Source organism: Laspinema olomoucense D3b (genome assembly GCF_025370785.1).
Taxonomy (GTDB): domain Bacteria; phylum Cyanobacteriota; class Cyanobacteriia; order Cyanobacteriales; family Laspinemataceae; genus Laspinema; species Laspinema olomoucense.
In genome coordinates this window covers 46,192-72,308 of record NZ_JAMXFA010000035.1, presented here as the reverse complement: position 1 = coordinate 72,308, position 26,117 = coordinate 46,192, and the positions used below count along the sequence as shown (strand labels likewise).

The 26,117-nt window shown below is 48.0% G+C and carries 28 protein-coding genes and 1 tRNA gene; 16 read left to right on the top strand and 13 right to left on the bottom strand.

What is annotated here, in order from left to right:
- From NG792_RS21885 to NG792_RS21855, 7 genes are all read left to right on the top strand, one after another.
- Positions 1-853: pentapeptide repeat-containing protein (locus NG792_RS21885; protein ID WP_261236778.1), on the top strand; the 853-nt coding region annotated here is incomplete at its 5' end.
- 1,123 nt (positions 854-1,976) lie between these two features.
- Positions 1,977-3,110: a leucine-rich repeat domain-containing protein gene (locus tag NG792_RS21880; protein WP_261236777.1), complete on the top strand. Its 1,134-nt coding sequence runs from the start codon at positions 1,977-1,979 to the stop codon at positions 3,108-3,110.
- A gap of 9 nt (positions 3,111-3,119) precedes the next feature.
- The gene (locus tag NG792_RS21875) at positions 3,120-3,371 is read left to right on the top strand and encodes an ADP-ribosylation factor-like protein (RefSeq protein WP_261236776.1); all 252 of its coding nucleotides are present in this window, start codon (positions 3,120-3,122) and stop codon (positions 3,369-3,371) included.
- A 212-nt stretch (positions 3,372-3,583) separates the two neighbouring features.
- Positions 3,584-3,814 carry a type II toxin-antitoxin system HicB family antitoxin gene (locus NG792_RS21870; protein ID WP_261236775.1) on the top strand — a complete coding sequence of 77 codons (231 nt, stop codon included), beginning with the start codon at positions 3,584-3,586 and terminating at the stop codon, positions 3,812-3,814.
- 6 nt (positions 3,815-3,820) lie between these two features.
- A complete protein-coding gene (locus NG792_RS21865; protein ID WP_261236774.1) occupies positions 3,821-3,967 on the top strand; it encodes a type II toxin-antitoxin system HicA family toxin in 147 nt (48 codons plus the stop codon).
- A 38-nt stretch (positions 3,968-4,005) separates the two neighbouring features.
- A complete protein-coding gene (locus tag NG792_RS21860) occupies positions 4,006-4,788 on the top strand; it encodes a leucine-rich repeat domain-containing protein (protein WP_261236773.1) in 783 nt (260 codons plus the stop codon).
- A gap of 138 nt (positions 4,789-4,926) precedes the next feature.
- Complete coding sequence (locus tag NG792_RS21855; protein ID WP_261236772.1) at positions 4,927-5,175, top strand: FitA-like ribbon-helix-helix domain-containing protein; 249 nt, start codon at positions 4,927-4,929, stop codon at positions 5,173-5,175.
- 33 nt (positions 5,176-5,208) lie between these two features.
- Here the strand turns inward: NG792_RS21855 and NG792_RS21850 are convergent, their stop codons facing one another.
- The 3 genes from NG792_RS21850 to groES all read right to left on the bottom strand — a co-directional run bounded on the left by NG792_RS21850 (position 5,209) and on the right by groES (position 7,767).
- Positions 5,209-5,427 carry a hypothetical protein gene (locus tag NG792_RS21850; RefSeq protein ID WP_261198495.1) on the bottom strand — a complete coding sequence of 73 codons (219 nt, stop codon included), beginning with the start codon at positions 5,425-5,427 and terminating at the stop codon, positions 5,209-5,211.
- A gap of 302 nt (positions 5,428-5,729) precedes the next feature.
- Positions 5,730-7,364: a chaperonin GroEL gene (groL, locus tag NG792_RS21845; RefSeq protein ID WP_261236771.1), complete on the bottom strand. Its 1,635-nt coding sequence runs from the start codon at positions 7,362-7,364 to the stop codon at positions 5,730-5,732.
- Positions 7,365-7,455: 91 nt separating this feature from the next.
- Positions 7,456-7,767, bottom strand: a complete 312-nt coding sequence (groES, locus tag NG792_RS21840; protein ID WP_015147152.1) for a co-chaperone GroES — start codon at positions 7,765-7,767, stop codon at positions 7,456-7,458.
- Positions 7,768-8,090: 323 nt separating this feature from the next.
- Between groES and NG792_RS21835 the strand changes: the two genes are divergently transcribed.
- The 5 genes from NG792_RS21835 to NG792_RS21815 all read left to right on the top strand — a co-directional run bounded on the left by NG792_RS21835 (position 8,091) and on the right by NG792_RS21815 (position 13,069).
- A complete protein-coding gene (locus tag NG792_RS21835) occupies positions 8,091-8,525 on the top strand; it encodes a (2Fe-2S) ferredoxin domain-containing protein (protein ID WP_261198549.1) in 435 nt (144 codons plus the stop codon).
- A gap of 196 nt (positions 8,526-8,721) precedes the next feature.
- A complete protein-coding gene (locus tag NG792_RS21830; RefSeq protein WP_261236770.1) occupies positions 8,722-8,952 on the top strand; it encodes a hypothetical protein in 231 nt (76 codons plus the stop codon).
- 261 nt (positions 8,953-9,213) lie between these two features.
- Entirely contained in the window at positions 9,214-9,861 is a 648-nt protein-coding gene (locus NG792_RS21825; RefSeq protein ID WP_261198493.1) for a response regulator transcription factor, read from the top strand.
- Positions 9,862-10,812: 951 nt separating this feature from the next.
- Complete coding sequence (labA, locus tag NG792_RS21820) at positions 10,813-11,334, top strand: low amplitude/bright protein LabA (RefSeq protein ID WP_015147155.1); 522 nt, start codon at positions 10,813-10,815, stop codon at positions 11,332-11,334.
- Between the two features lie 127 nt (positions 11,335-11,461).
- Positions 11,462-13,069 (top strand): 2-isopropylmalate synthase, encoded by a 1,608-nt coding sequence (locus NG792_RS21815; protein ID WP_261198492.1) that lies wholly within the window; start codon positions 11,462-11,464, stop codon positions 13,067-13,069.
- Between the two features lie 165 nt (positions 13,070-13,234).
- Here NG792_RS21815 and NG792_RS21810 read toward each other — a convergent pair whose 3' ends face one another.
- The 4 genes from NG792_RS21810 to NG792_RS21795 all read right to left on the bottom strand — a co-directional run bounded on the left by NG792_RS21810 (position 13,235) and on the right by NG792_RS21795 (position 15,909).
- Positions 13,235-13,771, bottom strand: a complete 537-nt coding sequence (locus NG792_RS21810) for a Uma2 family endonuclease (RefSeq protein ID WP_261236769.1) — start codon at positions 13,769-13,771, stop codon at positions 13,235-13,237.
- 216 nt (positions 13,772-13,987) lie between these two features.
- Positions 13,988-14,866 (bottom strand): M28 family peptidase, encoded by an 879-nt coding sequence (locus NG792_RS21805; protein ID WP_261236768.1) that lies wholly within the window; start codon positions 14,864-14,866, stop codon positions 13,988-13,990.
- A gap of 75 nt (positions 14,867-14,941) precedes the next feature.
- On the bottom strand, positions 14,942-15,595 hold the full coding sequence (locus tag NG792_RS21800; protein ID WP_261198489.1) for a response regulator: 654 nt from the start codon (positions 15,593-15,595) through the stop codon (positions 14,942-14,944).
- 101 nt (positions 15,596-15,696) lie between these two features.
- Positions 15,697-15,909, bottom strand: a complete 213-nt coding sequence (locus NG792_RS21795; RefSeq protein ID WP_261198488.1) for a hypothetical protein — start codon at positions 15,907-15,909, stop codon at positions 15,697-15,699.
- A gap of 473 nt (positions 15,910-16,382) precedes the next feature.
- Here NG792_RS21795 and NG792_RS21790 point away from each other — a divergent pair, with 473 nt between their 5' ends.
- Positions 16,383-16,754, top strand: a complete 372-nt coding sequence (locus NG792_RS21790) for a response regulator transcription factor (RefSeq protein ID WP_261198487.1) — start codon at positions 16,383-16,385, stop codon at positions 16,752-16,754.
- Positions 16,755-16,828: 74 nt separating this feature from the next.
- Here NG792_RS21790 and NG792_RS21785 read toward each other — a convergent pair whose 3' ends face one another.
- From NG792_RS21785 to NG792_RS21765, 5 genes are all read right to left on the bottom strand, one after another.
- A complete protein-coding gene (locus NG792_RS21785) occupies positions 16,829-17,314 on the bottom strand; it encodes a DUF2721 domain-containing protein (protein ID WP_261198486.1) in 486 nt (161 codons plus the stop codon).
- A 46-nt stretch (positions 17,315-17,360) separates the two neighbouring features.
- A complete protein-coding gene (locus NG792_RS21780) occupies positions 17,361-18,104 on the bottom strand; it encodes a sirohydrochlorin chelatase (protein ID WP_261236767.1) in 744 nt (247 codons plus the stop codon).
- A gap of 219 nt (positions 18,105-18,323) precedes the next feature.
- Positions 18,324-18,683 (bottom strand): rhodanese-like domain-containing protein, encoded by a 360-nt coding sequence (locus tag NG792_RS21775; RefSeq protein WP_261198484.1) that lies wholly within the window; start codon positions 18,681-18,683, stop codon positions 18,324-18,326.
- Between the two features lie 179 nt (positions 18,684-18,862).
- Positions 18,863-20,416, bottom strand: a complete 1,554-nt coding sequence (locus tag NG792_RS21770; RefSeq protein ID WP_261198483.1) for a serine/threonine-protein kinase — start codon at positions 20,414-20,416, stop codon at positions 18,863-18,865.
- Between the two features lie 92 nt (positions 20,417-20,508).
- A complete protein-coding gene (locus NG792_RS21765) occupies positions 20,509-20,877 on the bottom strand; it encodes a DUF4359 domain-containing protein (RefSeq protein WP_261198482.1) in 369 nt (122 codons plus the stop codon).
- A 152-nt stretch (positions 20,878-21,029) separates the two neighbouring features.
- Between NG792_RS21765 and NG792_RS21760 the strand changes: the two genes are divergently transcribed.
- Positions 21,030-21,102 (top strand) — tRNA-His (locus NG792_RS21760).
- A gap of 121 nt (positions 21,103-21,223) precedes the next feature.
- On the top strand, positions 21,224-22,159 hold the full coding sequence (locus NG792_RS21755; RefSeq protein ID WP_435387601.1) for an RluA family pseudouridine synthase: 936 nt from the start codon (positions 21,224-21,226) through the stop codon (positions 22,157-22,159).
- Positions 22,160-22,278: 119 nt separating this feature from the next.
- Here NG792_RS21755 and rnc read toward each other — a convergent pair whose 3' ends face one another.
- Positions 22,279-23,439: a ribonuclease III gene (rnc, locus tag NG792_RS29005; RefSeq protein ID WP_317618806.1), complete on the bottom strand. Its 1,161-nt coding sequence runs from the start codon at positions 23,437-23,439 to the stop codon at positions 22,279-22,281.
- A 526-nt stretch (positions 23,440-23,965) separates the two neighbouring features.
- On the opposite strand from rnc, the gene NG792_RS21740 reads away from it, so the two are divergent.
- Entirely contained in the window at positions 23,966-26,026 is a 2,061-nt protein-coding gene (locus NG792_RS21740) for a thioredoxin domain-containing protein (RefSeq protein WP_261198481.1), read from the top strand.
- Positions 26,027-26,117: the final 91 nt, after the last annotated feature.

The window sequence follows — 26,117 nt, the reverse complement described above, 5'->3', positions numbered from 1 at the left end:
ATCAGCTATAACCGGCCATCGGCTAAAATCAAGCAAAACTTTTTATTTTAGCATAAAATTATTTTGCAAGAGGTCTAATGAAGTGAGGCTGACTCATGCGGATTTAACCAAAGCCAACTTAAAAGGAGCATATTTGGTTAAGTCTATTCTCACGGCGGCGCGACTGAGTGGGGCAATTTTGTCCGGCGTGAATTTGCGGTTAGCGAATTTAGGCGGGGTGAATTTTTGTGGGGCGGATTTGCGCGGGATTAACTTGCGATCGGCTAACTTAGTGAATGCCAACCTCAATTGGGCCAACCTCAGCGGAGCCCGATTGAGTGGAGCATTATTGCGCGGAGCATCCTTCACCGGAGTCAATCTCACCCAAGCTTATCTGAATGGGGTAGACCTCAATAGTGTGCAGATGGAGGGAGTCAACCTCAGTGGTGCAAAACTCAGCGGTGCCAATCTCTCCTTAGCCAATTTAAGCGCTACAAACTTGAGTTCAGCCCAGATGCGCGTCTCATTTTTGTTTCGGACCAACCTTCATGCCGCATCATTGAATGGCGCGAATTTGTCTCGGAGTGATTTATGTGAGGCAAATTTGAGTAAAGCCGATTTATCCCATGCGAATTTGCAAAATGCCGATTTGACCGGAGCGATGTTGGTACAATCCAACTTGTTTCAAGCCAATTTAACCGAAGTGAGCTTGCAAGGCGCTTGTTTATGTGGTTCAAACTTTAATGTAGCCGAATTGCGAGGAGCCAATTTAAGTGAGGCCGATTTGCGCGGGGCCTATTTTGAACCCTCACATTGGGAGGATATGTCTCTGCCCGATACTCGTGAGATGGAAAACCGGAAAATTTACGAGTAGTCAGAAATTCATCGGAATTAGGCAAAATGCTCGGAGAATTTGCCCAAAGCCAATCCAGCCGTAATCCTCGTGACCTGTATCCTCGTGACGTGGCTCTGCCGCGTCACGCACAATTGGCGGCTCTGCCGCCTGTACCTCTAGTGAGTTGAAACCGTCACAAGTCCAATATGCAGCGATTAGCCCTTGCTGGGGGACTGGAGGCAGAGCCTCCAGAGTCCATGACGCGGCAGCAGCCCGCTCACGAGGGAAATATCTGACCCATAGGCGATCGCCTTCATCACGTCGTTAGAGCAAACATCGGGAAGGATTTATAATACCCCAGGTCAATTTCATGAAAGAATCAGTTCGGTCATTAAAAGTTTTTTTTGGTGTAGTTGGTATAGTCAGTATCCTCAACAACCTGGGTGACCTTTATCTATATCTAAAGTGGGATAACCAAAATTTAATCGGAATTCTTTTGACAATCATTGGCTTAGGGCTATCCGGTCTTTTCGTGTATTTGAGTTTTAATTTAAAGCGGTTACTCTTGAATTCATTTCATTTTGTGAGAAGAGTAATTCTGGCGAGTACAGGATTTCACCTATTTTCCTTTGTCTTCTATTGCCTAGTTTACCCAGGAGTTTACAAATTTATTCAGCCCTTTTATGGGGTGTTAATGTGCTGGTATCTTTTCGTTACCATTAATCGGTTATCTCGTTTCTTGCAAGAGGAACTTTTACAAATTGTGAGTGAGAATAACAAGCCATCCGAACTGTAACAAGCGTTGTTTCTAAACCTTACAGAATAGAGGCGATCGGCCTGACTGACAGCAACAGCGCTCCTTCCTCCCTCCCAGTCCCCTAGTCAGCACTTCCCCCCATCTTCCCCCAACCGCCAAATCTTATAAATTTCCAACAATCTGTAAACCCACCCAAACCCGCCCGGGGAATGCCTTACAATAACAACCAGAGCGGATATCCCCCAGCGGCGAACCCCCGTAGAGGCCAAGCATTCCCCCATAAATCCGGCAATAGACCGAAAAAGCACCCCCCGAATGCCACCCCTCCCCCGGCAAACCAACCGCCACCCACCATTCCCCATCCGCCTAAGTAAAAAAAAGTCCAATAAGCAACGCTGAGGTTAAATGATGACAGAGGAAGAACTCCTGCAAATTATCCAACAAGCTGACGAGGATAAGGTAACGGCCCTCGACCTTTCATACAATAGGTTGACAAAGTTGCCGCCGGAAATTGGGCAACTCTCCCATCTGACTGAGCTAAACCTCAGCTTCAATCAACTGAGTGCACTGCCGCCGGAAATTGGGCAACTCTCCCATTTGACTGAGCTCTACCTCGGAAGCAATCAACTGAGTGCGCTGCCGCCGGAAATTGGGCAACTCTCCCATCTGACACAGATAGACATCGGTGACAATCAACTGAGTGCGCTGCCGCCGGAAATTGGGCAACTCTCCCATCTGACACAGCTAGACCTCTGCATGAATCAACTGAGTGCACTGCCGCCGGAAATTGGGCAACTCTCCAATTTGACACAGCTAGACCTCTGGAACAATCAACTGAGTACGCTACCGCCGGAAATTGGGCAGATCTCCCATCTGACACAGCTAGACCTCCAGGACAATCAACTGAGTACGCTGCCGCCGGAAATTGGGCAACTCTCCAATCTGACTGAGCTATACCTCAGGGACAATCAACTTAGAGCGCTGCCGCCCGAAATTGGGCAGATCTCCCATCTGACACAGCTATCCCTCTGGCAGAATCAACTCAGAACGCTGCCGCCCGAAATTGGGCAACTCTCCAATCTGACTGAGATATTACTCTGGGAGAATCAACTGAGTACGCTACCGCCGGAAATTGGGCAACTCTCCAATCTGACTAAGCTATTACTCTGGGAGAATCAACTGAGTACGCTACCGCCGGAAATTGGGCAACTCTCCAATCTGACTAAGCTATTCCTCAGCTACAATCAACTGAGTACGCTACCGCCGGAAATTGGGCAACTCTCCAATCTGACACAGCTATTACTCTGCAGCAATGAACTGAGTACGCTGCCTCCAGAAATTGGGCAACTCTCCCATCTGACACAGCTAGACCTCAGGGGCAATCAACTGAGTGCGCTGCCGCCGGAAATTGGGCAACTCTCCCATCTGACTGAGCTGTTCCTCGATGGCAACCCTCTTACCTTCCCACCGCCAGAAGTTGTCGAACAAGGGACTAAGGCAGTGTTAGCCTACCTGCGCGAAGAACTCCACTGCAAATAACCCCAATGGGTGTCTAAACTGATCGTCGTGGGTGAGGGGGGAGTGGGCAAAACTTCTTTATTAAAAGCCCTGCGGGGCGAATCCTTCAACCCCCAGGAATTCACTACTAATGGGATCGATATCCGTACCCGGGAATTCAGCCATCCCACTAAACCTGCCGTCACGATGCAACTCCACGTCTGGGACTTTGGCGGACAGCAAATCTATCATGCCACCCATCAATTTTTCCTCACCAAACGCTCTGTGTTCTTCCTCGCCTAAAATGCCCGCTATGGCTACGAACAGGGTAAACTCTATTATTGGCTCCATACCCTTTGCTAAGTTGTGGTTGTGCGAACATCACGCCAGACAGTATCAGCGGTAATTGGGAGAAAATAGGGTGAGGAGAAGGTAGTGCCTTTTCCCTACTCGCGCCACAATTCGCTAAAATTGCGATCGCACCCCTGCCAATTCTTGCTCCCTAATTTTCAGCTATGGAAAAAATCCTGAACCTGCACATAGAGAAACTACCCGAAGGCGTTTATCTCGCCACATCGGACGAATTGCCGGGGTTAGTCGCCCAAGGACGAACGATCGCTGAAACGTTGGAAATTGCCCGTGATGTGGCGCGGAAGCTACTAGAAGCAAGGAGTGAACGGAACCAACCGGACTCCTTAGAAACCCTCGGCGATCGCTTTGATTACCCATTAGTAGTAGGGCAATAGTTAATTATGGGTAGACTGGCTGGATTTCGCTATCGAGAAATTGTCAAAATTCTAAAATTGTTGGGCTTTGTTTTTGAACGACAAGCCGCAAGAAGTCATGAAATTTGGTATAATTCTGAAACCAAGCGCCACCCCTCTACCCCATCCGCTTGAGTCAAAAAAAGTCCGACAAGCAAGGCTGAGGTTGAGTGATGACAGAAGAAGAACTGCTGCAAATTATCCAACAAGCTGCCGAGGAAAAGGTAACCTCTCTCAGCCTTTCATCCCAGGATTTCACAACGTTGCCGCCGGAAATTGGGAACCTCTCCAATCTGACTGAGCTATACCTCAGCAGTAATGAACTCAGAGCGCTGCCGCCGGAAATTGGGCAACTCTCCAATCTGAGATGGCTATACCTCAACAACAATCAACTGAGTAAGCTCCCCCCAGAAATTGGGCAACTCTCCAATCTGATTGAGCTATCCCTCGACAACAATCAACTGAGTGAGCTACCGCCAGAAATTGGGCAACTCTCCAATCTGACTATGCTATCCCTCGGGGACAATCAACTAAGTGCGCTGCCGCCGGAAATTGGGCAACTCTCCAATCTCACTGTGCTAACCCTCTGGGAGAATCAACTGAGTGCGCTACCCCCGGAAATTGGGCAACTCTCCAATCTGACTATGCTAGATTTCTTGAGCAATCAACTGAGTGTACTCCCCCCGGAAATTGGGCAACTCTCCAATCTGACTGAGCTATTCCTAGGGGAGAATCAACTCATTGCGCTGCCGCCGGAAATTGGGCAACTTTCCAATCTAATACAGCTAGACATTTGGAGCAATCAACTGAGTGCCATCCCCCCGGAAATGGGGCAACTCTCCAATCTGAAATGGCTAAAGTTTGATAAGAATCCACTCACCTTCCCACCGCCAGAAATTGTCACACAAGGGCATGAAGCAGTTTTAACCTACTTGCGCGAACAACTCCAGATCTAACAATCCCAATGGATAGCCAAACTGATTGTCATGGGTGAGGGGGGAGTGGGCAAAACCTCCTTCTCCAGGAATCCACTACACATAGCATTGACATCCGCACCCTGGAATTCCCCTAAAAGTCTTAGTGAAAAGCGAACTATGAATCAGTTAATCATAGAAAATCTCGATCCAAAACTGATAGAAAAGCTCCAACATCTCGCACGACAACACGATCGCACTGTAGAAGCGGAAGTGAAAGCAATTTTAGAAGAGGCGATCGAAGCGGAAGCCGTCAAACAGCAGGCGATCGCAGCACAAGCCTGGGAAAAACTTGATCGCGCTAGAGCGAAATATGCAGGACGAACCTTTAGCGATAGTGCAGAACTTTTGCGAGAGGACCGAACCTAATTTTACCATCCAGCAATAGACTGAAATCTTCCCCTACCCATCCCCTTGTTTCGTAGGAATAGGGGGTTGATTTTCCTGAGTTACTCTAATCAAAAACCGTAGAGCCTCATTCACCGCTTCTGCATCTGGGAACACCTCCGCTACATCCGGAGCGAGTTGAATAGTTGTCCCACCGAAACTTTTGCGCTCTGAACCCATTTTTCTCACCCGTAAACTGCGTAAATCGTACTCCGGGCGAAGTTCATCTGTCATCGGTTCCTCATCCCTCTTCAATCGTAAATTGGTGGACTATAAAAGCGTTTATTGGGTCAATTATAGCCAGGAACTATGCATTTTGGAAGGGCCAAACCTAAATGTAGAGGCGATTCGCGAATCGCCTCTACATTCTCTTTTAGCCTGCGAAGGCAGGCTTCGTCCGTATAGCCCCACCCTTCAGGGTGCGGGTTTTTTAATACCAATAATTTCCCCCCAAAACAAAAGAAGGGCAGGCAACAGCCTACCCCCCTTTTATTTTACGGTGCGTTAACTAACCTTTAACGCCACCCATTCAAACCTTAGTAGTCGAAGTCACCGCCGCCCATTCCGGCACCTGCGGGAGCGCCTTCTTTGGGTTCGGGTTTGTCAACCACGATGCACTCGGTGGTTAACACCATACCGGCGATGGAAGCTGCGTTTTGCAGAGCAGAACGAGTCACTTTGGCAGGGTCAACAATACCGGCTTCAAACATATCCACAAATTCATTCGTGGCAGCGTTGTAACCGACGTTGAATTCTTTCTCTTTCACACGCTCGGCAATAACAGCACCGTTTTGTCCGGCGTTTTCAGCAATCCGCTTCAGGGGAGCAGCGATCGCCCGAGCCACGATTAAAGCTCCGGTTAAAGCTTCACCCGTTAAGGTGCTATTGGCCCATTCTTCTAACACTGGGGTCAGGTGAGCCAAGGTGGTACCACCGCCAGGAACGATACCTTCTTCAACCGCCGCTTTGGTGGCGTTGATGGCATCTTCTAAGCGGAGTTTGCGGTCTTTCATTTCGGTTTCCGTTGCGGCACCGACTTTGATGACGGCAACACCACCGGCGAGTTTAGCTAACCGTTCTTGCAGCTTCTCTTGGTCGTAGGAAGATTCGCTTTCTTCCATCTGACGACGGATTTGCTCGCAGCGAGACTTGACGGCTTCTTCATTACCTTCGGCAACGATGGTGGTGCTGTCTTTGGTGATGGTGATGCGGCGGGCTTTACCGAGCATATCCAGCTTGGTATTGTCCAGTTTCAGACCAGCATCTTCGGTGATCAGTTGACCGCCGGTGAGCACGGAGATATCTTCGAGCATCGCTTTACGGCGATCGCCAAATCCAGGCGCTTTCACAGCAGCCACATTCAGCACACCCCGCAGGCGGTTCACCACCAAGGTTGCTAAGGCTTCTTTTTCGATATCTTCAGCGATAATCACCAGGGGACGACCGGCACGAGCGACTTGCTCTAACACGGGCACCAAGTCTTGAACCAGGTTGATTTTCTTGTCGGTGATCAGGATGAAAGGCTCATCGAAGACGGCTTCCATGCGTTCGGTGTCGGTGACGAAGTAAGGGGAGATATATCCCTTATCGAAGCGCATCCCTTCGGTGATTTCCAGTTCGGTGGTCATGGATTTCCCTTCTTCCAAGGAAATCACGCCTTCTTTACCGACTTTATCCATTGCTTCGGCGATCATGTTGCCGACTTCTTCGTCGTTACCGGCAGAGATGGTACCGACTTGGGCGATGGATTTGGTATCTTCGACCTGACGAGCATGAGCAGCAATCTTTTCCACTAAGAATCCGGTGGCTTTGTCGATGCCGCGTTTCAGGGCGATCGCATTGGCACCAGCGGCGACGTTGCGGAGTCCTTCTTTGACCATTGCATGGGCCAAAACCGTTGCGGTGGTGGTTCCATCACCAGCAGTATCGTTGGTTTTGGAAGCGGCTTGGCGAATCAGAGCTACCCCGGTATTCTCAACGTGGTCCTCTAGTTCGATTTCTTTGGCAATGGTGACCCCATCATTGACGATCTGAGGTGCGCCGAATTTCTTCTCAAGCACCACGTTACGGCCTTTGGGTCCTAGAGTGACGGCAACCGCTTCTGCCAGGATGTCCATGCCTCGTTCCAGAGCGCGACGAGCGTTTTCGTTGTAGATAATACGTTTAGCCATTATGTGTCCTTTGCAGTTTGTATGAGGTGTACTATTTCAGTTGAAGTTGAAATCAGATCAAGGGTAAAAGTTGTTGAGGGGGTTACCCGTTTTAGCCAACGATCGCCAAGATGTCTTTTTCGGCGAGCAGGACGAACTCATCGGTGCCGAGTTTGATGTCGGTGCCTGCATATTTGGAGTAGAGCACTTTGTCACCGACTTTGACTTCTAACTCTTGGCGAGAACCATCGTCGTTGCGCTTGCCAGGACCAATTGCTGCAATTTCACCAACCTGGGGCTTTTCTTTGGCGGTGTCGGGGAGCAAAATGCCACCGGCAGTTTTTTCTTCAGAAGCACTGACCTTGACAAACACGCGATCGCCCAAGGGTTTAACGGTAGAAACACTTAAAGAAACAGCAGCCATGTAAAATCCTCCTTATCCATATCTATAGTCGATTCGGGTGAAAGCGCTGGCCCTGTTAGCTCAAAAGTATTGACTGGCTTGAGTTTTATCTCTTTTTAGTCTGCCTTTGAGAATTAGGTTTAGCACTCTCGACTCCTGAGTGCTAATTTAGCGGAATGTTTGTACTGAACGCAACTATTAGTTCTGTACGGGTTCCCGAACTTTTTGGAGGGGACCTTGGGGTAGGGGGTTAGGAGGTTGGGACGAGAACCACGGATTGCACAGATTTTCAACCACAGATTACACAGATTTTCACAGAGGAGAGGAGAGGAGAGGAGAGGATGATGGAGCAATCAATTCCGGAGCAAGTTACTTGTAAACCTGGGGATGAGAGTCCTTTACAGTCTTGTGTTGAGACTTTGGGATTAAGACAGATTCAACGGCACGTTTTTATCTGTGCGGATCAGACTTTGCCTAAGTGTTGTTCTAAAGAGGAGGGTTTGGCGGCTTGGGATTATTTGAAGCAACGGCTGAAGGAGTTAAAGCTCGATCGCGTGACTCCGACTCGTCCCGATTGTGTGTTTCGCACGAAAGCCAACTGTTTGCGGGTCTGCTGTGATGGCCCGATTTTGGTGGTCTATCCCGATGGGGTCTGGTATCGTTCTGCAACGCCAGGGGTGATTGAAAGGATTATCCAAGAGCATTTAATTGGGAATCAGGTGGTGCAGGAGTATGCATTTCTGACTCATGCGTTACCCACTCCCAATGCGGAAGATTAACTGCACCTCCGGTCCCCTCCCCTTGGCAAGGGGAGGGTTAGGGTGGGGTCCACTCCCCCGAGCATTAAAAGCGTCTATTTCCTCTCTTAAATATTGGAGTGTTTCCCTCAACATTTGGACCCCCCCTAACCCCCCCTTGCTAAGGGGGGGGGACCGGAATATCCTGTCCCCTCCCCTTGGCAAGGGGAGGGTTAGGGTGGGGTCCCCTCTTCCCGGGATTAAAACCCGATGGGGTGGTAACAAGTATCCCGACTCAAGGGTAGAATTGGTCCGAGGGTTTGGGAGAGGCGATCGCCTCGTTCTATCCCGGTTTTTCCCCTTGATTCTCGGGGTGAAGCTCACCCCAGGGAGGCATGGGTTGAAAACCCTTTCAACCGTAGGACAATCCGTTATAATCGATAGCGAACTAAACCTGTATGGCGAGTAATATTTATTAATACATTAGTTTTGTAGAAACCCACTAACCAGATTACTCCTTGGAGTAAAGCGCTCACAGGGTTAGTTTGAGCCGATCGGTTAAGGGCTGAAAATCACCGGATGGCAGGGAATCAAACTAAGGCGATCACCAACGGAGAAATTATGACTCTAGCACTCCGATGGTGATTCTCCACCGGATTTCATCAAATTTGTAGCGTAAGGCTCGAACCATCTACATTTAATCCATTCAAAATTTGGTACTGAATAACACATGACTGAACCCAGTATAGGCGCTCAAAAGAGACTTCTGCTGATTGACGATGACCCTAACTTAATCCTGTTAGTTAAAGACTATCTCGAATTTCGGGGCTACGAGGTCACCACGGCAGAAAATGGTCGGGAAGCCCTGGAAATTTTAGAAAAAGAAATGCCAGACATGATTATCTGCGATGTCATGATGCCAGAAATGGATGGCTATGCCTTTGTGGAACAGGTTAGAAAAGACCCCCGCACGAATTGGATTCCGGTCCTGTTCCTTTCGGCCAAGGGTCAAAGTCAAGATCGGGTCAAAGGCTTGAATACTGGCGCTGATGTTTATATGGTTAAGCCCTTTGAACCGGAAGAACTGGTTTCTCAGGTGGAAGCGTCCCTCAAGCAAGCGGGACGATTGCTTCAGCATCAGCTCAAACTTGGTACAAATGGGCCAAAAATTCAAGTTCCCTTTGATGTGGAACTGACGCCGACTGAAACGAAGGTGGTTCAGTTTGTCGCCCGGGGGATGGCGAATCGGGAAATTGCTGAGGCGATGAAAGTTTCTCAGCGCACCATTGAAAGTCACGTTTCCAATATGCTGGCGAAAACGGGTCTGCATAACCGGACTGAGTTAGCACGGTGGGCAATTGAAAGTAAAATGGCCTAGGGCGTTAGTACCGGCGAGGGAAGACAAACGGGGTTTTTTGTCCTCATCTCTCCTGAACACGCAACTTTCTTGAGTGCCCGAAACCCGGTTTCTTGTCCCCTGGGTCGAATCCCGAAGCGACAGCCCTAGGACTGGGTGATTCTCCATTTTAATTGGCCCGCAGGGCTAAGTGGCGACCCGAGTCTTACCCCCATCGGTTTTCCTAAAATCAGGGTTCTTTGAGGTGGCTAGGAGGGGTCAGGATTTCTGCTAACTCCTGATCAGAAAGCAGCCGCTGTTCTGTACCTAGACGCAGCAACAAGGCGGCTACTGGGGTTATGGAGAGGCAGTCGCCCCCTCCTATTTGAAATTGGTCAATCCGGAACTCGGTTTTAGCGGTAAAGTGATAAAGAAGGATTTGGGCCTCCCCGAATTCCTCAAGTTGTTAATGAGATACGGACTCCACTCAATCAGTAACCGGAGGTGATAGGGCCACACTCAACCCAGCATATATTTATTTAATCCCACATCACAAAAAATATCCATATCGCGATTTTATAACGGGCAATGCAGTAGAATGATGCTATTTCCTAAACAGACTTATGATAGAAAAAACTCTAACCTATTCACAACTACTGTCTTAAGCATTCAAACTTCTTAGTTCGACCCGTTTTAACCCTCTATGGGTAGCGCAAAAAATACGGTATTACCTAGATTGGCGTGGGACTCTCATATCGGAATCACTGCTGAAGATTAACAGGAGTGCCAAAGCTCACCAACCCCCAGCATTCAGGATAAAACCTCCTGAATAGTCAATTGCTGGCTCAGGGGATTTCGTCTGGTTCGCTGATGTTAGCCAACCAACGCTCTGCTCTTTTGGTAACCCCATTCAAAGCGGTTTATTTGGATAAACCCGCAGGGATTCACATTTCATGGTTAATTATTTTCTACTAATATTAGGTCTAAGTTTCTATGGGTTTTTTAATGAACCGTCTGTCTATTTTTGTAGACGGGAACAATATGTTCTACGCTCAACAAAAGAATGGTTGGTTTTTCGATCCCAGAAGGGTGCTAGAATATTTTACCCAAGAGCAGCCTGGGATTATGTTAATTAATGCCTTTTGGTACACCGGACTCAAAGACCCCCAGGACCAACGGGGTTTTAGAGATGCACTGATTAGTTTGGGATATACTGTTCGCACGAAAATTCTTAAAGAATATTATGACGACACTTCGGGCCGCTATTCTCAAAAAGCTAATTTAGACATCGAAATTGTCGTCGATATGTTTAATACGGTAGAACAGTATGACCGAGTGGTGCTATTTAGTGGGGATGGGGATTTCGAGCGGGCGATCGAACTCTTACGGTCTAAAAATACTCATATCACCGTCGTTTCCACCGAAGGAATGATTGCCCGAGAGTTGAGAAATGCCACCGATCGCTATATTGACTTGAATGATATTCGCGACCACATAGAGAAAATCGATTATTAGAAGTCAGAACTCCAGATGGGCGGTTAGAATAATCAGAATATGGCAGTGCAACAAACGCACCCCTAACCGCCCGCTTTCGTTGTCAACGGACAAACATTAGCTCAACATGGACTAGGAGGTACATTCCATGACAACTCAACCCGATCGCATCATTATTTTTGACACGACCCTTCGCGATGGTGAACAATCGCCAGGGGCCAGTCTGAATGGAGAGGAAAAACTGACCATAGCGCGGCAGTTAGCGCGACTGGGTGTGGATGTCATCGAAGCAGGATTTCCCTACGCCAGTCCCGGAGACTTTGAAGCGGTCCAAAAAATCGCGGAATTGGTCGGGGTCGAAGGAGGCCCCACCATTTGCGGGTTAGCGCGGGCGACTCGGGCGGACATTGAGGCCGCAGCAAAGGCCCTCAAACCCGCTGCCAAAAGCCGAATTCACACTTTTATCGCTACGTCGGATATTCATTTAGAGTACAAACTCAAAAAGACTCGTTCGGAAGTCGTGGCGATCGCTGAGGAAATGGTCGCTTATGCCAAGTCTTTTGTGGATGATGTGGAATTCTCCCCCGAAGATGCGGGACGTTCGGACCCGGAATTTCTGTATGAGGTTTTGACCAAGGCGATCGCTGCTGGGGCCACCACCATTAATATCCCCGATACCGTCGGTTACACCACCCCGGGAGAATTTGGTGCCATCATTCGCGGCATCAAAGAAAATGTCCCCAACATTGATAACGCCATCATCTCCGTTCATGGTCATAATGACCTCGGTTTGGCCGTTGCCAACTTCCTAGAAGCGGTCAAAAACGGGGCGCGACAACTGGAATGTACGATTAATGGCATAGGCGAACGGGCGGGAAATGCGGCCCTGGAAGAATTAGTGATGGCCTTGCACGTCCGTCGTCAGTATTTTAATCCCTTCCTCGGACGTCCGGTGGATTGTCAAGAATCGTTAACGAATATTGACACCCGGCAAATCTACAAAACCTCGCGGTTGGTGTCGAATCTCACCGGGATGTTTGTGCAACCGAATAAGGCGATCGTTGGTGCAAATGCTTTCGCCCACGAGTCGGGAATTCACCAAGATGGTGTGCTTAAGCATAAGCAAACTTACGAGATTATGGATGCACAATCCATTGGGTTGACCGACAATCAAATTGTGCTAGGTAAACTCTCGGGACGTCATGCTTTTGCCACGCGGTTAAAAGAGTTAGGATTTGACCTCTCGGATAGTGAGTTAAATAATGCTTTTCTCAAGTTTAAGACTGTAGCGGACAAGAAGAAAGAAGTCACGGATTGGGATCTCGAATCCATTGTCAATGCGGAAATCCAGCAACCGCCGGAAATTTTCCGTTTGGAGTTGGTGCAGGTATCCTGTGGCGATCACGCCCGTCCGACAGCAACGGTAACGTTACGCACTCCCACGGGAGAAGAACTCACCGACGCGGCGATCGGGACTGGTCCTGTGGATGCAGTGTATAAGGCGATTAATCGCGTGGTGAATGTACCAAATCAGTTGATTGAGTTTTCGGTACAATCGGTAACTGCCGGAATTGATGCCTTGGGAGAGGTGACGATTCGCTTACGTCATGGCGATCGGATTTTCTCCGGTCATTCCGCAAATACTGATATTATTGTCGCCTCCGCTCACGCTTATGTCAATGCCCTGAATCGCTTGTATGCGTTTTTGGAGAAGCAGGAGGAAGTAACTCCCGAACCCGCAACCGCAACACTTTAACCTGAATTTCAGGTAATTGATATAAAAACAGCCTGCTGTTGCAGGCTGTTTTTTTTAGGAGGATGAAATAATGTAGGCTGCTAAATGATAGTTCCCTATCAATTAGTTTTCTCATTCTATAAAATAGAGATTCTTTGATATTTAAACCTGCTTTGTTACTCTTGACTATCCTAATAATTCATCAAGCGTAATCTTAAATCCCTCCAAAACCACTTGACTGCTAACAGTATCACCCGATTGAAAGGCAAGAGTCTGATTTTCAGTCACGATTAAAATTCGCCGTCCCTCGGGGAAAACTAGCCAGACTTCTTGACAATTGGAGTCTAAATATTCTTGAGCTTTTGCAAACAACTCCTCGGCTACATCGGTGGGAGAAGCAATCTCAGCAACTAACGGCGGACTCTGGGGTAAGGTTGGCTCATTTCTATAGCGTTCTAGCAGTTCTGGGGTCAGGTAAGAAACATCGGGTCGGCGTCCCTGTTTTTGGGTGCGGCAAGGCATTTCTACATAAACCTCACCTCCTTGTCCAGATTCGGTCTTATAATTTCCCCAGTAACGAGATAGTCTCGATTGAATTTCGCTATGTCTGAGTGTCATTCCTGTTTTCTCCACCAGTTTCTGATCCACCCATTCCATGTTTTCCGGTGGATTTTTCATGAAGTCTTCTAGGGTGAACTGTTCAGTCTCGGTAGTCATTACCATAAGAACTTCCTAGGGATTAAATGGTCCTACTTTATCCGGTTTATAAAACACTTTCTCTCCTCTTAGCCCGCGCAGGCGGGCTTCGTTCCTGTAGCCCCACCCTTTAGGGTGCGGGCTTTCTCTATTAACGGCCATGATAACATAATTTTCAAAGATTGGATTAGCCTAAATCTGAATTTAACCTAATTCATCTAATTTCACTACAGATGGAATGGGTTACAACTTCCGAATAGTGGCAATTAATCCCTGGCAAACTCCTGTTAAAAAGTCTAAGTCTAAGGTTTCTATAGTGTCGCTGGGTTCGTGATAATGGGGATTCCTGAGATTCGCGGTATCGGTAATCATGATGGCTGGATATCCTAAATCCCAGAATGGAGCGTGATCACTGCGTCGGGTATCGGGGACGATGTTGCCTTTTTTACCGGCGGGTAACCATTGGCAAGGGAGGCCAGTTTTTTTGATAATTCGGCTGATTCTAATGAGGTCGATTAGGGTGTAAATATTGCCGATTAAGGCGATATAATTTCCTTGATTGGGGTAGATATATTGTAATCCTGGGGGATACTGTTGGGAATGGGATTGAGGGTTACAGTATCCTAGCATTTCTAGGGAAATCATCAGCCGGAGGGGTTCGCGTTTGGCGGCGAGTTCGGTGGCGTAGGCGGTACTGCCACATAAGCCGTATTCTTCCATGTCAAAGGCGATGAGACGGAGGGGATAGCGGGTGGTTTCGGTGGCGAAGATGCGGGCTATTTCTAGTAAGACGGCGATGCCGGTGGCGTTGTCGTCAGCACCGGGAGAACCGGGCACGGCGTCATAATGTGCGCCAATTAAGATGGGGGGTTTGAGTTTGCTGGTGCGATCGCCTCCCGGAAGATTTAATACTAAGTTCTCATGGGTTCTGCCACGGATTTCAAAGGAGTGAGTTTCGACAATGCCATACTGTTGGAATTGTTGGCGGATGTATTCTCGGACATAGAAATAGCCGCCTGTGGCAAAGTAAGGGTCGCGATCGCGTGCAACTTGGACAAGATGGGATTGCAAGTTTGCTTTCAACTCTCCGGTTGTCTCTTCGGGGTGAGGATTCTCCTGCATAATCAGTTTGTTTGTGAAAGGATAATGAGCAGTAACATGATTAAAAGTCTGGGGTTTGTTGCCAACTGCTCTAATTTACGAGTTTTCCTCAAAAAATACCGCATGAGCAACGATCGCCGCTTGAGTGCGATCGCGCAGACTCAATCGATTTAAAATATGCGTCACATGATTTTTCACCGTTCCCTCGGTAATATACAATTGTTTAGCAATTTCCCGATTACTCGCACCTTGAGCAATGAACCGCAACACTTCCAATTCCCTCGGGGTTAATTCTTGCCATCCTAGGGGAACATTCGGTTTGCGAAGAGGCGTTGTTGGGACTTTTGCCATCACTTTGGTAACTAAACCGGGTCCAATTTGAGTATAGCCCTTGTGAACCGTGCGAATTGCATGGGCTAACTCTTCCGAGGGTGTATCCTTGAGTAAGTATCCCCGCGCACCCCCGCGCAGCGCCTCCGCCACCGACTCATCATCATCCACCGTGGTGAGCACCAAGACTTTCACCTCGGGAAATTGCTGGCAGATTGCCTGAGTTGCCTGTACCCCATCCATCACTGGCATATAGATATCCATCAGCACTACATCGGGTTGGAGATGGTTCACCTGTTCGATCGCAAGTTGTCCATTTTCCGCCTCTCCCACCACCTTCAAATCGGTTTCCGCTTCCAGCAATGCCATCAACCCCCGACGAATCAGATTCTGATCGTCTACCAATAAAATGCGAATCATTGGGACCCCTTCACAAATGCAGATATCAGCCGTGATCCGACAACCCGTCGCTTCGGTTGGAGGCGAAGGACTTCATAAGGGGGTAGGCGGAAAACTGGCATTTAGCCGATATTACGATGAAATCTCGGATTTCGGGAGGCGATCGCACCCCCGGAATTGTCGCGATCGCCAGAAATATTCCCCCCTCTTCCTCCCGGTAACACCCTCTTCCCCCTATCGCCGTTCCCCTTTTTCTCTACCAGGGTAAGCACTTGAGTTGACTCATTGCAACAGGCAAAAGGGTGAGTGCCTCCGGAAATTATGACAAAAGTCATTGTTTGCCTTCGCACTTTTGTCATAGACGAAGTTGTGCCTTTTGCCGGATGCTATTTCTCCCCAGCTTTTTTAAAATAGAGGAAACAGCCAATCCCTTGGTTAATTATCCCCACTTAGAGGTTATGATATTACACCCGTGATGCCCAGTTTATCCCACTACCCTCAATCCATTCCGGGTTGAGGATAGAGCAAATTACTCAAGCGGCTACTCCCCGGATAAAAAAGGGGATTTAGAGGAAACTCTTCCCACACCTGCTAAACCCATTCGCGTTCAATCCAACCGGCTTTGAATTCGGCAGAAACAGGAAATCCGGCGGTGCAATTCCTTCTAAAGGAAAAAGTAGAAATGGTTGGGTTTGGTTCGGGAAAGCTCACTCGCTCAGTTCTGCTTTGAGGAAACTTGTAAGATAAAATAGATCGCGTTCCTATTCAGTCAAGGTTTGCAACCCAGCATATAGATAGAAAGGTCATTATGAGTACGGTATTGATTGTGGACGATAGTGCTACAGCGCGGGAAATGCTTTCATCTATCCTCCAAAATGTCGGAATGAAGGTCATTGAAGCCCGGGATGGGGTCGAGGCTCAACAAAAAATTGCCGATAGTCCTCCGGATATCGTGGTATTAGATATTATTATGCCGCGCATGAATGGGTATGATTTGTGCCGGTGGTTGAAAAAAACTCCCAATGGTCAAAATATTCCGGTGTTGATGTGTTCGAGTAAGGCGGAACAGTTTGACCGCTATTGGGGGATTAAGCAAGGCGCAGATGCCTATCTCACTAAGCCTTTTCATCCATCGGAATTGATTGAAACGGTGAAAAATTTACTGCGTTCTTTGGGGTGATTTATCATTGGTCATTGGTCATTGGTCATTGGTCATTGGTCATAAATCAATTGGCAAGGACCAATGACAAGCAACTATTTCGAGTCTTGCTCATCTTTCATTTCCATTAGAATGACGGAATAGGAAATGAGCTCATCGACTCCGGTAAAGGTAACTCCTCCTAAAAACATTAACATTCCGAGTACAAAGAGGGAGAGAGGAAAATGCTGATTTACCGGATTTTCTAGTAAATAATCGAGTCCGATCGCCAAGGAACTTAAAATAAATAAGGTGGCAGCAATAATATTGCAAAAAACTGAGTTTCTAACATATTTAGCGCGGCGCAGTAAAAATCTAAGTTGACTTCTAACACTCATTAATCGAATTTCTTCTTCCCGTTCCACTTCTTGACTATGGCTAATTTCTCGGGCGAGTTTTCGACGTTCGTCGGTTAGAAGTCGAATTCGGCTCAATAGGGAGGAGTGTCGAGCATTTAATCCCAAAAAAAAGAGAGAACTCGATGAAATCATGACAGCCGGTGCTACGAGTGCTTGGATAGATTCAGTTGCGGTTACTTCCATGAATCGGAACCTCTGGATTAAGGAATAGGGAAAAGTTGTCTCTTATTTAATCAGTCAGTGCTAAAATTAATTGGCATAATTCTGGCGTTGCGCCGATAGGATGAGCTAACTGGATATCAAGTTCCGGTTGGCGTTGAGCAATCTCTCGGGCCACTTTGCCGATCGCATCGGTGATTCCCCCAGGAAACAGAAAATAGGGGAGGATACCCAAATGCCGATGTCCCGCTTGAATTAACTGTTCCATCCTTTCTTCTAAATTAGGAGAAATGGACCAGTAAGCGGGGATTGCCTGTAGTCGATTTGCCATGTCCTCCACTACCTGATTACTCCCTAACCGGCGCGACCCGTGGGATAAAACAATCCACTGTCGATCGCCGGAATTTTGTTCCTCGGCAGGTTGAATAGCCGATTGTAGTAAGTGGCTCAATCCGCTGATTTGACTGCCTAAATGCGGGCGTAAATCTAACTGAATGGTTGTGCCTAGGATGCGGTGAGCTTGGGCAATTTCCGCCGGAATATCTTCCATCACATGAACCCCTTCTAGGAGAAACAGGGGTAAGATTTGGAGGCGATCGCATCCCACCGCACGGGCGCGATCGGCAAACCCTGTGATTTGTTGGTGTAATGGCAAGGGATGCAATTCTAATTGTGCTGTTTCCACCATTGGCAAAGAGGAGTGACCCTGGTGCAAGCGATCGCGCAATAAACCGGCTAACGCTTCCATCGCCAATTCTGGACGAGGGTCGCGACTGCCGTGGGAAACCAGTAAATAAGCCGAGGGGAATTTCAAAATTGTTTTATCCAAAGTAGGCGATCTAGACTCGGTTCAAATCTCATCAAATCATCATGACAGAGTTCCTATTTTAATCAAATTGACGCCCTTGAAGGCGGGAAAAAATCCCTCCGAGGCCTACTTGCCATCGAGCGATCGCCTCAGATTCCTCAATGTAAGAAATCCAGGCTTAGGGAGTCAAGGGGGAGTCTCCCTCTCCAGGAAACCGAAGGAAAATTAATACCGTGGCACAGTAGGATCTACCAGTTGGGAATAGGCATCGATGCCGCCACTAATATTTTTAACCTGGCTGAATCCCTGGGTTTGTAACCACTGGCACATCTGAGCTGATCGGATACCATGATGACATAAAACAAGGGTTTCCCTCTCCGGATCCAAGTGGTTGTAAATCTCCCCGGACCATTGGGAAAACTCGCTCAGAGGAAGGATAGTAAACCCGGCGATCGCCGCAATTTCGACCTCGTGGAGTTCGCGTACATCAATCAGTTGCAAATCGGCGGGTGCACTGGCAAGCCGATCGGCGAGTTCTTGGACAGAGATTTGAGCCAGGGGTGAACGAGGATTTGATTGAGCCATGAGATCTATAGAGTCGGTAACAGACTGACAAAACAACATTCTCACTCAAATTGTGCCTTGTTTGGATGGGATTTGCCTACAATCCCTGAGTTATCCTCGTTCCCCGGCAGAGCCTGGGAATGCTTCTTGGGAGGCTGTGCCTCTGAGCTACACCCGAGTCAAACTTAAATTAACCACCCTTATCCGTTGGACAATTCTCCCTCATCGGTGGCATCGCACTGTTGCAATTTCGCCGCGATCGCCCCAGCGTGTCGCCACCATTTAGAACCAGCGGACCAACTCCGGGAAGGTAAATGACCAATCGGGGCTTTTAAATTAAATTGAATCCCATCGGAAGGAAGCGATGGATTGTAGGTTTTCCACCCAATGCGATCGCAAAATGCACCATAATCTTTCCCCACCCCTTCATAAATTCGCGATTGGATACTAAACCCAAACCGCGCATCACTATAGTTCACCCACAACAGATCCATCATCTGTAAATCTTCACAGGGAATTTTGGCAATATCATCTTCAAATAAATAACCTCTCGGGTATTTACCGGCAGCTTGACATAACAAGGTCCGGGTTTCTTCATCCGCTTGTTTCCACTTTTTAGCTGCCAGTAAATCTCGCAAGCGACTATAATCGATGCCGAGGCTTGAAGTGAGGATATCCGGTTCACGGACTGGATTTGAAGACGGGACCACTTCCGACCATAATTGACCGAAAGCATTCCGCCAACTTTGGCGCAGGGGGGGCACCGGGGCAGCTTTGGACGGAAGAGGCGATCGCCTCAAAGGAGGAGTCGGGGAGGGCGATACCGCAAGTGAGGCGGCAGGAGGCGGATTCAGGTCTTGCAGCACTTCCCCCGCCGACTGATAGCGCTTCGTGAGAGCATTTTCCACCAGTTTATCCAAGATCCGCCCTAAATCTGCACTGATGAGTTTATCGGTCCGGACAAAATCCCGCCACCGCCATCGGTCCTGGTTGGCATCGTATAAATGACTCGGAGACATTCCCGTGAGTAAATGCAGACAAGTCACCCCTAAACTATACAAATCCGTGGCTGGAACGACCTTGCCTCGGTTTTGTTCCGGGGCCATATATTCCGGCGACCCGATAATTGTCCCAGTTTGCATCATCGCTGTCGCACTTAACAGCTTGGCAATGCCAAAATCAATTAGCACAATTTGCCCGGATTGTTGCTCCGTGAAAGAGGGGCGATCGCTCCCGATGCGGCGAATGATATTGGCTGGTTTGATATCTCGGTGTACAATCTGGCGATCGTGAATAAAAGTTAGGACCGGGAGTAAATCATTCAGCAATGCTCGGATTTCGGCTTCCTGATACGCACCCTTTTGCTTCAATTCCGAGGAGAGAGTCGGTCCCTCGATAAACTCCTGCACCAGATACAGTCGTTGATTTTGCTCAAAATGGGCCAGGAGGGAGGGGATTTGGGGATGATGTCCCAGATCGTCTAAGCGCACTGCCTCATGATAAAACAGGTCCTTCACCTTCTGGATGTGCTGGGTTTCCCCTTTCTGAAAAAACAGTTGCTTGACGACACATCGGGGTTTAGAGGGGATATCTTCATCCACCGCCAAAAAGGTCCGCCCAAATCCCCCATGTCCTAGGGCCTGAATCGGTCGGTAGCGAGCTTTCAGGATTAATTTACTGCCACAGCTTTGGCAAGTCTTCGCCGACTCAAGATTTTGGGGTTGGACGCATCCGGGAATAACGCAGTAGCTCATGACTTTGACCAGGGCGCGATCGGGTAAAGTTAGACTCCACAGGGTGTCATTCCCGGTATAACATGGTCTTAAGGATTTACCCCCAAATTTGGCTACTGTTTTTTATATTCGTAGGTGTAGAAGCTCTGGAAGGCCCCTACGGTTTCAAACTGATAAGCCGGAATTAAGGGCAGGGGCAAAGATAAATCGGTTTTATAAACGCTCCACAACAGGAAGTTTTGGCGCTGAGTGTTACGGCGGATGATGTCCTCGATGTCGCTCTGGACGGATCCAATCGCTGAAACACAGGCCCCCTTAGCAATGGGTAATCGGTCACAGGCATTTGCTTGGGCATACTCCATCAGTCGTTGACTGGCATAGTCGTGATAAGACTCTGGACCCGGGTTGGTAACCGCCATTCCTACGCCCAACCCCACTAATACCGTACCCGTCACCGCCGCGATCGCATTCATTTTTTTCATCGTCACTCAACGTACCCATTTCTTTGTTTAGACTTCCCCATTCCCCCCCTGACTTCAGCACCCCTTCCCTGCAATTTTTCAAAAATTTTGATTTTTTTTTGAAAAAGGGTAGATCAAATCCACAAGGGTGTGTTATATTAAAAAACGTGGTGGCGGGCGTAGCCAAGTGGTTAAGGCAGTGGATTGTGATTCCACCATTCGCCGGTTCAATCCCGGTCGTTCGCCCTCAGATAAGTCAGGGAAACAGTGGTTCTGTATCCCTGACTTATCTTATTTTAGTCGTATTTTAGCTCAGGGGTTTTCCAAACCGGGAGAAATGCCCTCAAAAATAGGGACTTACACCGGAATGATGGCAATTAGAGAAATTAATTTAGAAGTCAATGAGGAGACCGATCGCCTCGATCGCTATCTGGCCTCCCAACTCCCCGACCTGTCCCGGTCCCGAATACAGCAATTGATATCACAAAATTGCGTAAAAGTCAATGGGCAGGTTTGCACCTCGAAAAAGATCAAGGTGGAAAGCGGCGATCGCCTCTGCATCGAGATTCCCCCAGCAGAACCCTTGGAAGTCGGCGCCACTGAGATTCCACTGGATATTCTCTATGAAGATGACTGCCTGATTATCATCAATAAACCCGCCGGTTTAGTGGTTCATCCGGCACCGGGACATTCCGATGATACCTTAGTCAATGCCTTATTAGCACATTGTCAGAACTTGTCCGGGATTGGCGGCGTACAGCGTCCGGGAATTGTTCATCGCTTGGATAAAGATACCAGTGGGGCGATCGTCATCGCCAAAACGGATCACGCTCATCAACATTTACAAGGTCAAATTCAAGCTAAAACTGCCCGTCGCGACTATCTGGGGATTATTTATGGAGTCCCGAAAACCGAAAGCGGAACCATTGATGCACCGATCGCCAGACATCCGAGCGATCGCAAGAAAATGGCGATCGTTCCTGTAGAAAAAGGCGGGAGACAGGCGGTAACCCATTGGCAAATTAAAGAACGCTTGGGGAATTATACGTTAATTCATTTTCAACTGGAAACCGGAAGGACGCATCAAATCCGCCTCCATAGTGCCTATATCGGACATCCGATCGTCGGTGATCCGGTGTATTCTAGTGGGCGATCGCTGGGAGTAAATCTGCCCGGACAAGCATTACACGCCTGGAGTTTGACCCTAGAACATCCAGAAACCGGGGAAACCATTCAGGCGATCGCCCCCTTGCCGGATTATTTGCATACGTTATTAGAGGTCCTGCGACGGCGATCGAACTAAGGTGATAATCCAGCAAAAAGGTTCCAAAAACCGGGTTTCCTAACTATCATCTTGGGTAAGATGCCAGACTTATTTCAGAAACCCGGTTTCTGGCGGCAGACTTGAGGATTTGGAGTTTACTATAATGCACCAACCTGTTTTAAGGCTAACTCAGCCGCCCGTTTTTCCGCCTCTTTTTTACTGTGCCCTTTACCCACGCCATACACTTGATTACCCACCTTCACTTCCACAGTAAAATCGGGTGCATGAGCCGGTCCGGATTGGGCGATCGTTTCATATTTGGGTTGAGTCGGACCGAGATTTCCCTGTACCCATTCCTGAAAGCGATTTTTGGTATCTAAAAGAATGCTAGATTCAGCCGTCAATTTGCGATCGAGAAGACCTTCCGCCGCCGATTCAAATAAAGGTTCTACAAAATTGCGAACCGCCTCAATCCCGGAATCTAGGAAATATGCCCCAATAATCGCTTCAAACGTATCACTCAACAATGAATCATTTTTTCGAGCTTTATCTTTAATTGCACCTTTCCCCAACTTCATCTTTTTACCCAACTCCAAATAATTGGCAAAATCGGCCAGTTGAGTTTCATCCACCAGGGCCGATCGCAATCGAGTCAATTGGGATTCATTCAAATCGGGATAAAGGCGGTAAAGAAAATGGGTACTCAGAAAATTGAGAACCGAATCGCCTAAAAACTCCAGCGTTTCATTATTCTGACCCACCTCGGGATGTTCATTTGCATAAGACCGATGAATTAAAGCCAAATCCAGTAAAGCAGGGTCACGAAAAGTAGGCAAACTGGGGACATCATCCAAACTTTCCATAATATGAAATTCATCAGCCACATCCAGAAGCTCGGGGCTGAATCCCCCCTTTGGGACCAAAACAACCACCTTTTTGTTTCGGCTTTTTAAAATCTCACCTAAACTCGCAAAATCTCCCTTTCCCGATACAATAATAAAAATTTCCGCCGAATCAGGTTCCACGGCATAATTCACACAATCCACAATCAACTTGTGGTCGAGACTATTTCTGCCCTCAGAAGACACATCAACTTGTTTAAATCCTAGTTCCGTTAAATAATCGGCATAATTCCGATTTTCCTGTTTTAAATTAGAGTAAGCATGGCACAGAGCCAATTCTCCCTGTTTGGCTGAAAATTCTACCAAAAAGTCGGCTCGTTCTGGACTAATTTTGACAGTTTGACCATCCCAATAAAGCGCGACTCGCTGAGAGCTAGTTTTAACCGTTGATTTTGACAATGTTTTTTTAGCAGGCATAAGCGTTAAAATTTTCTGGAATAGGTAGGCAAAAATTCAATCAATCAGATCCAAGGATTTAACAATTTTAATCATTGTATCAAACATGAATTTCCCCTAAATTATGCTGAATTTGTGGTGTTGTTACACAGTCTGACGAGAAAAATTTTCCTCTATCGGAGTTTGATTGTGATTATGTAACTACAGCACAGATCTAACAAGAGGGACAAGGCAGTTGCACCGTTTGTTTGGGAATGGAGGCAGTCAAATGGAGTGGCAACAACCGACGGGGGTTGAAACCCTAGCTGGTTGTTGCTAGTGGAAGATGTCGGGTTTTAACCGATCGCCTACCATGAGGCAAGGGTTTGAACCTCCGACAGACTGCTGGGGATCTGATATCTTAGATCGGGTATCGCTTCCAGTCCAAGGCGCTTCAACCTTTGTCCTTTGTCATTTGTCCTTTGGATGATTGAATACTCACCGACCAACAACCAATGACCAATGACCAATGACCAACAACCAATGACCAACAACCAATGACCCCATTATGACAAATCATTTGGCACAGACTCAAAGTTTGTATCTTCGTAAACACGCGGAGAATCCGATCGATTGGTGGCCCTGGTGTGACGAAGCATTAGCAACCGCCAAGGCACAGGATAAACCAATTTTTCTCTCCATTGGATATTCCAGTTGCCACTGGTGCACCGTCATGGAAGGAGAAGCGTTCTCCAGTGAGGCGATCGCCTCCTATATGAACGCCAACTTTCTGCCGATTAAAGTCGATCGCGAAGAAAGACCCGATATTGACAGCATCTATATGCAAGCCTTGCAAATGATGACCGGCCAAGGCGGTTGGCCCTTAAATATTTTTCTCACCCCCGATGACCTGGTACCCTTTTATGGCGGGACTTACTTCCCCGTGGAACCCCGCTATGGTCGTCCCGGTTTCCTAGAATTGCTGCAAGCGATTCGCCGCTACTATGACCTCGAAAAAGGCAAACTCGAAGCCTTCAAAACAGAAATTATGGGTCATCTCCAACAGGCGGCGACCCTCCCAGGAACCGAGGACCTCCCAGAAGAACTCCTCTGGAAAGGATTAGAAACCAGTGTCACCGTGATTGCCCACCGGGAATATGGACCCAGCTTTCCCATGATGCCTTACGCTCAACTGGTCCTGCAATCCACTCGCTTTGACCGCGAATCAGAATATGACGCCAGGAGTGCGATCGCCCAGCGGGGTTTTGACCTCGCCTCTGGTGGCATCTATGACGCCGTTGCCGGTGGATTTCATCGCTACACCGTCGATCCCACCTGGACGGTCCCCCACTTTGAAAAAATGCTTTATGACAACGGTCAGATTGTCGAATTTTTAGCAAATCTCTGGAGTGAAGGCATCCAAGAACCGGGATTTGAATGGGCCGTAGCCGGAACAATCCAATGGCTCAAACGCGAAATGACCGCCCCAGAAGGCTATTTTTATGCCGCCCAAGATGCTGATAGTTTCACCACTCCCCAGGACAAAGAACCAGAAGAAGGAGCATTTTATGTCTGGACCTATCAAGAATTAGAAAGTCTTTTAACAACAGAAGAATTCACTGCCCTCAATCAACAATTTTTCCTCACTCCCGAGGGGAATTTTGAAGGAAAAATTGTCTTAAAGCGGACCAATCTCCAAGCCCTGAGTCCCACGGTAGAAACCGCTTTAGCCAAGCTATTTCAAGTCCGCTATGGTGCCTTACCCGAAGCGGTGAAAACCTTTCCCCCCGCTTGTAACAATCTGATAGCTAAAACCCACAATTGGCCCGGGCGAATTCCCCCAGTCACTGACCCCAAAATGATTGTCGCTTGGAATAGTTTAATGATTTCGGGGTTGGCAAGAGCTGCGGTAGTGTTTGACAATCGGGAATATGCCACCCTAGCCACCACTGCGGCGAATTTTATTCTGGACCATCAATGGGTTGAGGGTCGTTTGCATCGCCTCAACTATGAGGGTCAAGCAGCGGTACTCGCCCAATCAGAAGATTACGCGTTGTTGATTAAAGCCTTATTAGATTTAGAACAAATGGAACAGGTTCATTCTTCTAATTCCAATTGGTTAGAGAAAGCGATTGAGGTTCAGAAAGAGTTTGATGAGTTCCTGTGGAGTGTGGAATTGGGGGGATATTTTAATACCGCTAACGATAGCAGTAGTGATTTGATTGTGCGGGAACGCAGTTATACCGATAATGCGACCCCAGCAGCCAATGGGGTGGCGATCGCCTCCTTGATTCGGTTATCCATGCTTACCGAAGACTTGACCTATCTGGACCTGGCTTTTAATGCCCTGACATCCTTTGGGGCCATTATGGAGCGCGCACCTTCCGCCTGTCCCAGTCTATTTGCTGCCTTGGATTGGTATCGTCATCACACCCTAGTCCGCACTGAAGGCAGTCGCATTCCCGGGTTAATGTCCCAATATTTTCCCACCTGTATTTTTCAGCAAAAACCGGACCTCCCCTCGGAGGCGATCGGCTTAGTCTGTGAGGGCCTCTCCTGTAAAGAACCCGCCACCACCGCCGAACAACTGTTAGAACAGATGCAAGGTGCTCAAGTTAGACCCTCCTAGCGATCGCTCGGTTAGTCTCCCTTTCTCCCTCGTCAAAGTTGGAATACGGAATCCGGTTGTCAAAGGTCTATAAAACCCCCACACCCTCAAG

Bases quoted from the DNA above. Each gene is read 5' to 3' on its own strand.
- NG792_RS21855 (WP_261236772.1), top strand. From the start codon at position 4,927: ATGAATCAGTTAATCATAGAAAATCTCGATCCAAAACTGATAGAAAAG.
- NG792_RS21865 (WP_261236774.1), top strand. From the start codon at position 3,821: ATGGGTAGACTGGCTGGATTTCGCTATCGAGAAATTGTCAAAATTCTA.
- NG792_RS21740 (WP_261198481.1), top strand. From the start codon at position 23,966: ATGACAAATCATTTGGCACAGACTCAAAGTTTGTATCTTCGTAAACAC.
- NG792_RS21800 (WP_261198489.1), bottom strand. From the start codon at position 15,595: ATGATTCGCATTTTATTGGTAGACGATCAGAATCTGATTCGTCGGGGG.
- NG792_RS21775 (WP_261198484.1), bottom strand. From the start codon at position 18,683: ATGGCTCAATCAAATCCTCGTTCACCCCTGGCTCAAATCTCTGTCCAA.
- NG792_RS21770 (WP_261198483.1), bottom strand. From the start codon at position 20,416: ATGAGCTACTGCGTTATTCCCGGATGCGTCCAACCCCAAAATCTTGAG.
- NG792_RS21805 (WP_261236768.1), bottom strand. From the start codon at position 14,866: ATGCAGGAGAATCCTCACCCCGAAGAGACAACCGGAGAGTTGAAAGCA.
- NG792_RS21850 (WP_261198495.1), bottom strand. From the start codon at position 5,427: ATGACAGATGAACTTCGCCCGGAGTACGATTTACGCAGTTTACGGGTG.
- NG792_RS21880 (WP_261236777.1), top strand. From the start codon at position 1,977: ATGATGACAGAGGAAGAACTCCTGCAAATTATCCAACAAGCTGACGAG.
- groL (WP_261236771.1), bottom strand. From the start codon at position 7,364: ATGGCTAAACGTATTATCTACAACGAAAACGCTCGTCGCGCTCTGGAA.
- NG792_RS21825 (WP_261198493.1), top strand. From the start codon at position 9,214: ATGACTGAACCCAGTATAGGCGCTCAAAAGAGACTTCTGCTGATTGAC.
- NG792_RS21870 (WP_261236775.1), top strand. From the start codon at position 3,584: ATGGAAAAAATCCTGAACCTGCACATAGAGAAACTACCCGAAGGCGTT.
- rnc (WP_317618806.1), bottom strand. From the start codon at position 23,439: ATGCCTGCTAAAAAAACATTGTCAAAATCAACGGTTAAAACTAGCTCT.
- NG792_RS21765 (WP_261198482.1), bottom strand. From the start codon at position 20,877: ATGAAAAAAATGAATGCGATCGCGGCGGTGACGGGTACGGTATTAGTG.
- groES (WP_015147152.1), bottom strand. From the start codon at position 7,767: ATGGCTGCTGTTTCTTTAAGTGTTTCTACCGTTAAACCCTTGGGCGAT.
- NG792_RS21785 (WP_261198486.1), bottom strand. From the start codon at position 17,314: ATGGAAGTAACCGCAACTGAATCTATCCAAGCACTCGTAGCACCGGCT.
- NG792_RS21790 (WP_261198487.1), top strand. From the start codon at position 16,383: ATGAGTACGGTATTGATTGTGGACGATAGTGCTACAGCGCGGGAAATG.
- NG792_RS21755 (WP_435387601.1), top strand. From the start codon at position 21,224: ATGATGGCAATTAGAGAAATTAATTTAGAAGTCAATGAGGAGACCGAT.
- NG792_RS21810 (WP_261236769.1), bottom strand. From the start codon at position 13,771: ATGGTAATGACTACCGAGACTGAACAGTTCACCCTAGAAGACTTCATG.
- NG792_RS21795 (WP_261198488.1), bottom strand. From the start codon at position 15,909: ATGACTTTTGTCATAATTTCCGGAGGCACTCACCCTTTTGCCTGTTGC.
- NG792_RS21835 (WP_261198549.1), top strand. From the start codon at position 8,091: ATGGAGCAATCAATTCCGGAGCAAGTTACTTGTAAACCTGGGGATGAG.
- NG792_RS21860 (WP_261236773.1), top strand. From the start codon at position 4,006: ATGACAGAAGAAGAACTGCTGCAAATTATCCAACAAGCTGCCGAGGAA.
- labA (WP_015147155.1), top strand. From the start codon at position 10,813: ATGGGTTTTTTAATGAACCGTCTGTCTATTTTTGTAGACGGGAACAAT.
- NG792_RS21815 (WP_261198492.1), top strand. From the start codon at position 11,462: ATGACAACTCAACCCGATCGCATCATTATTTTTGACACGACCCTTCGC.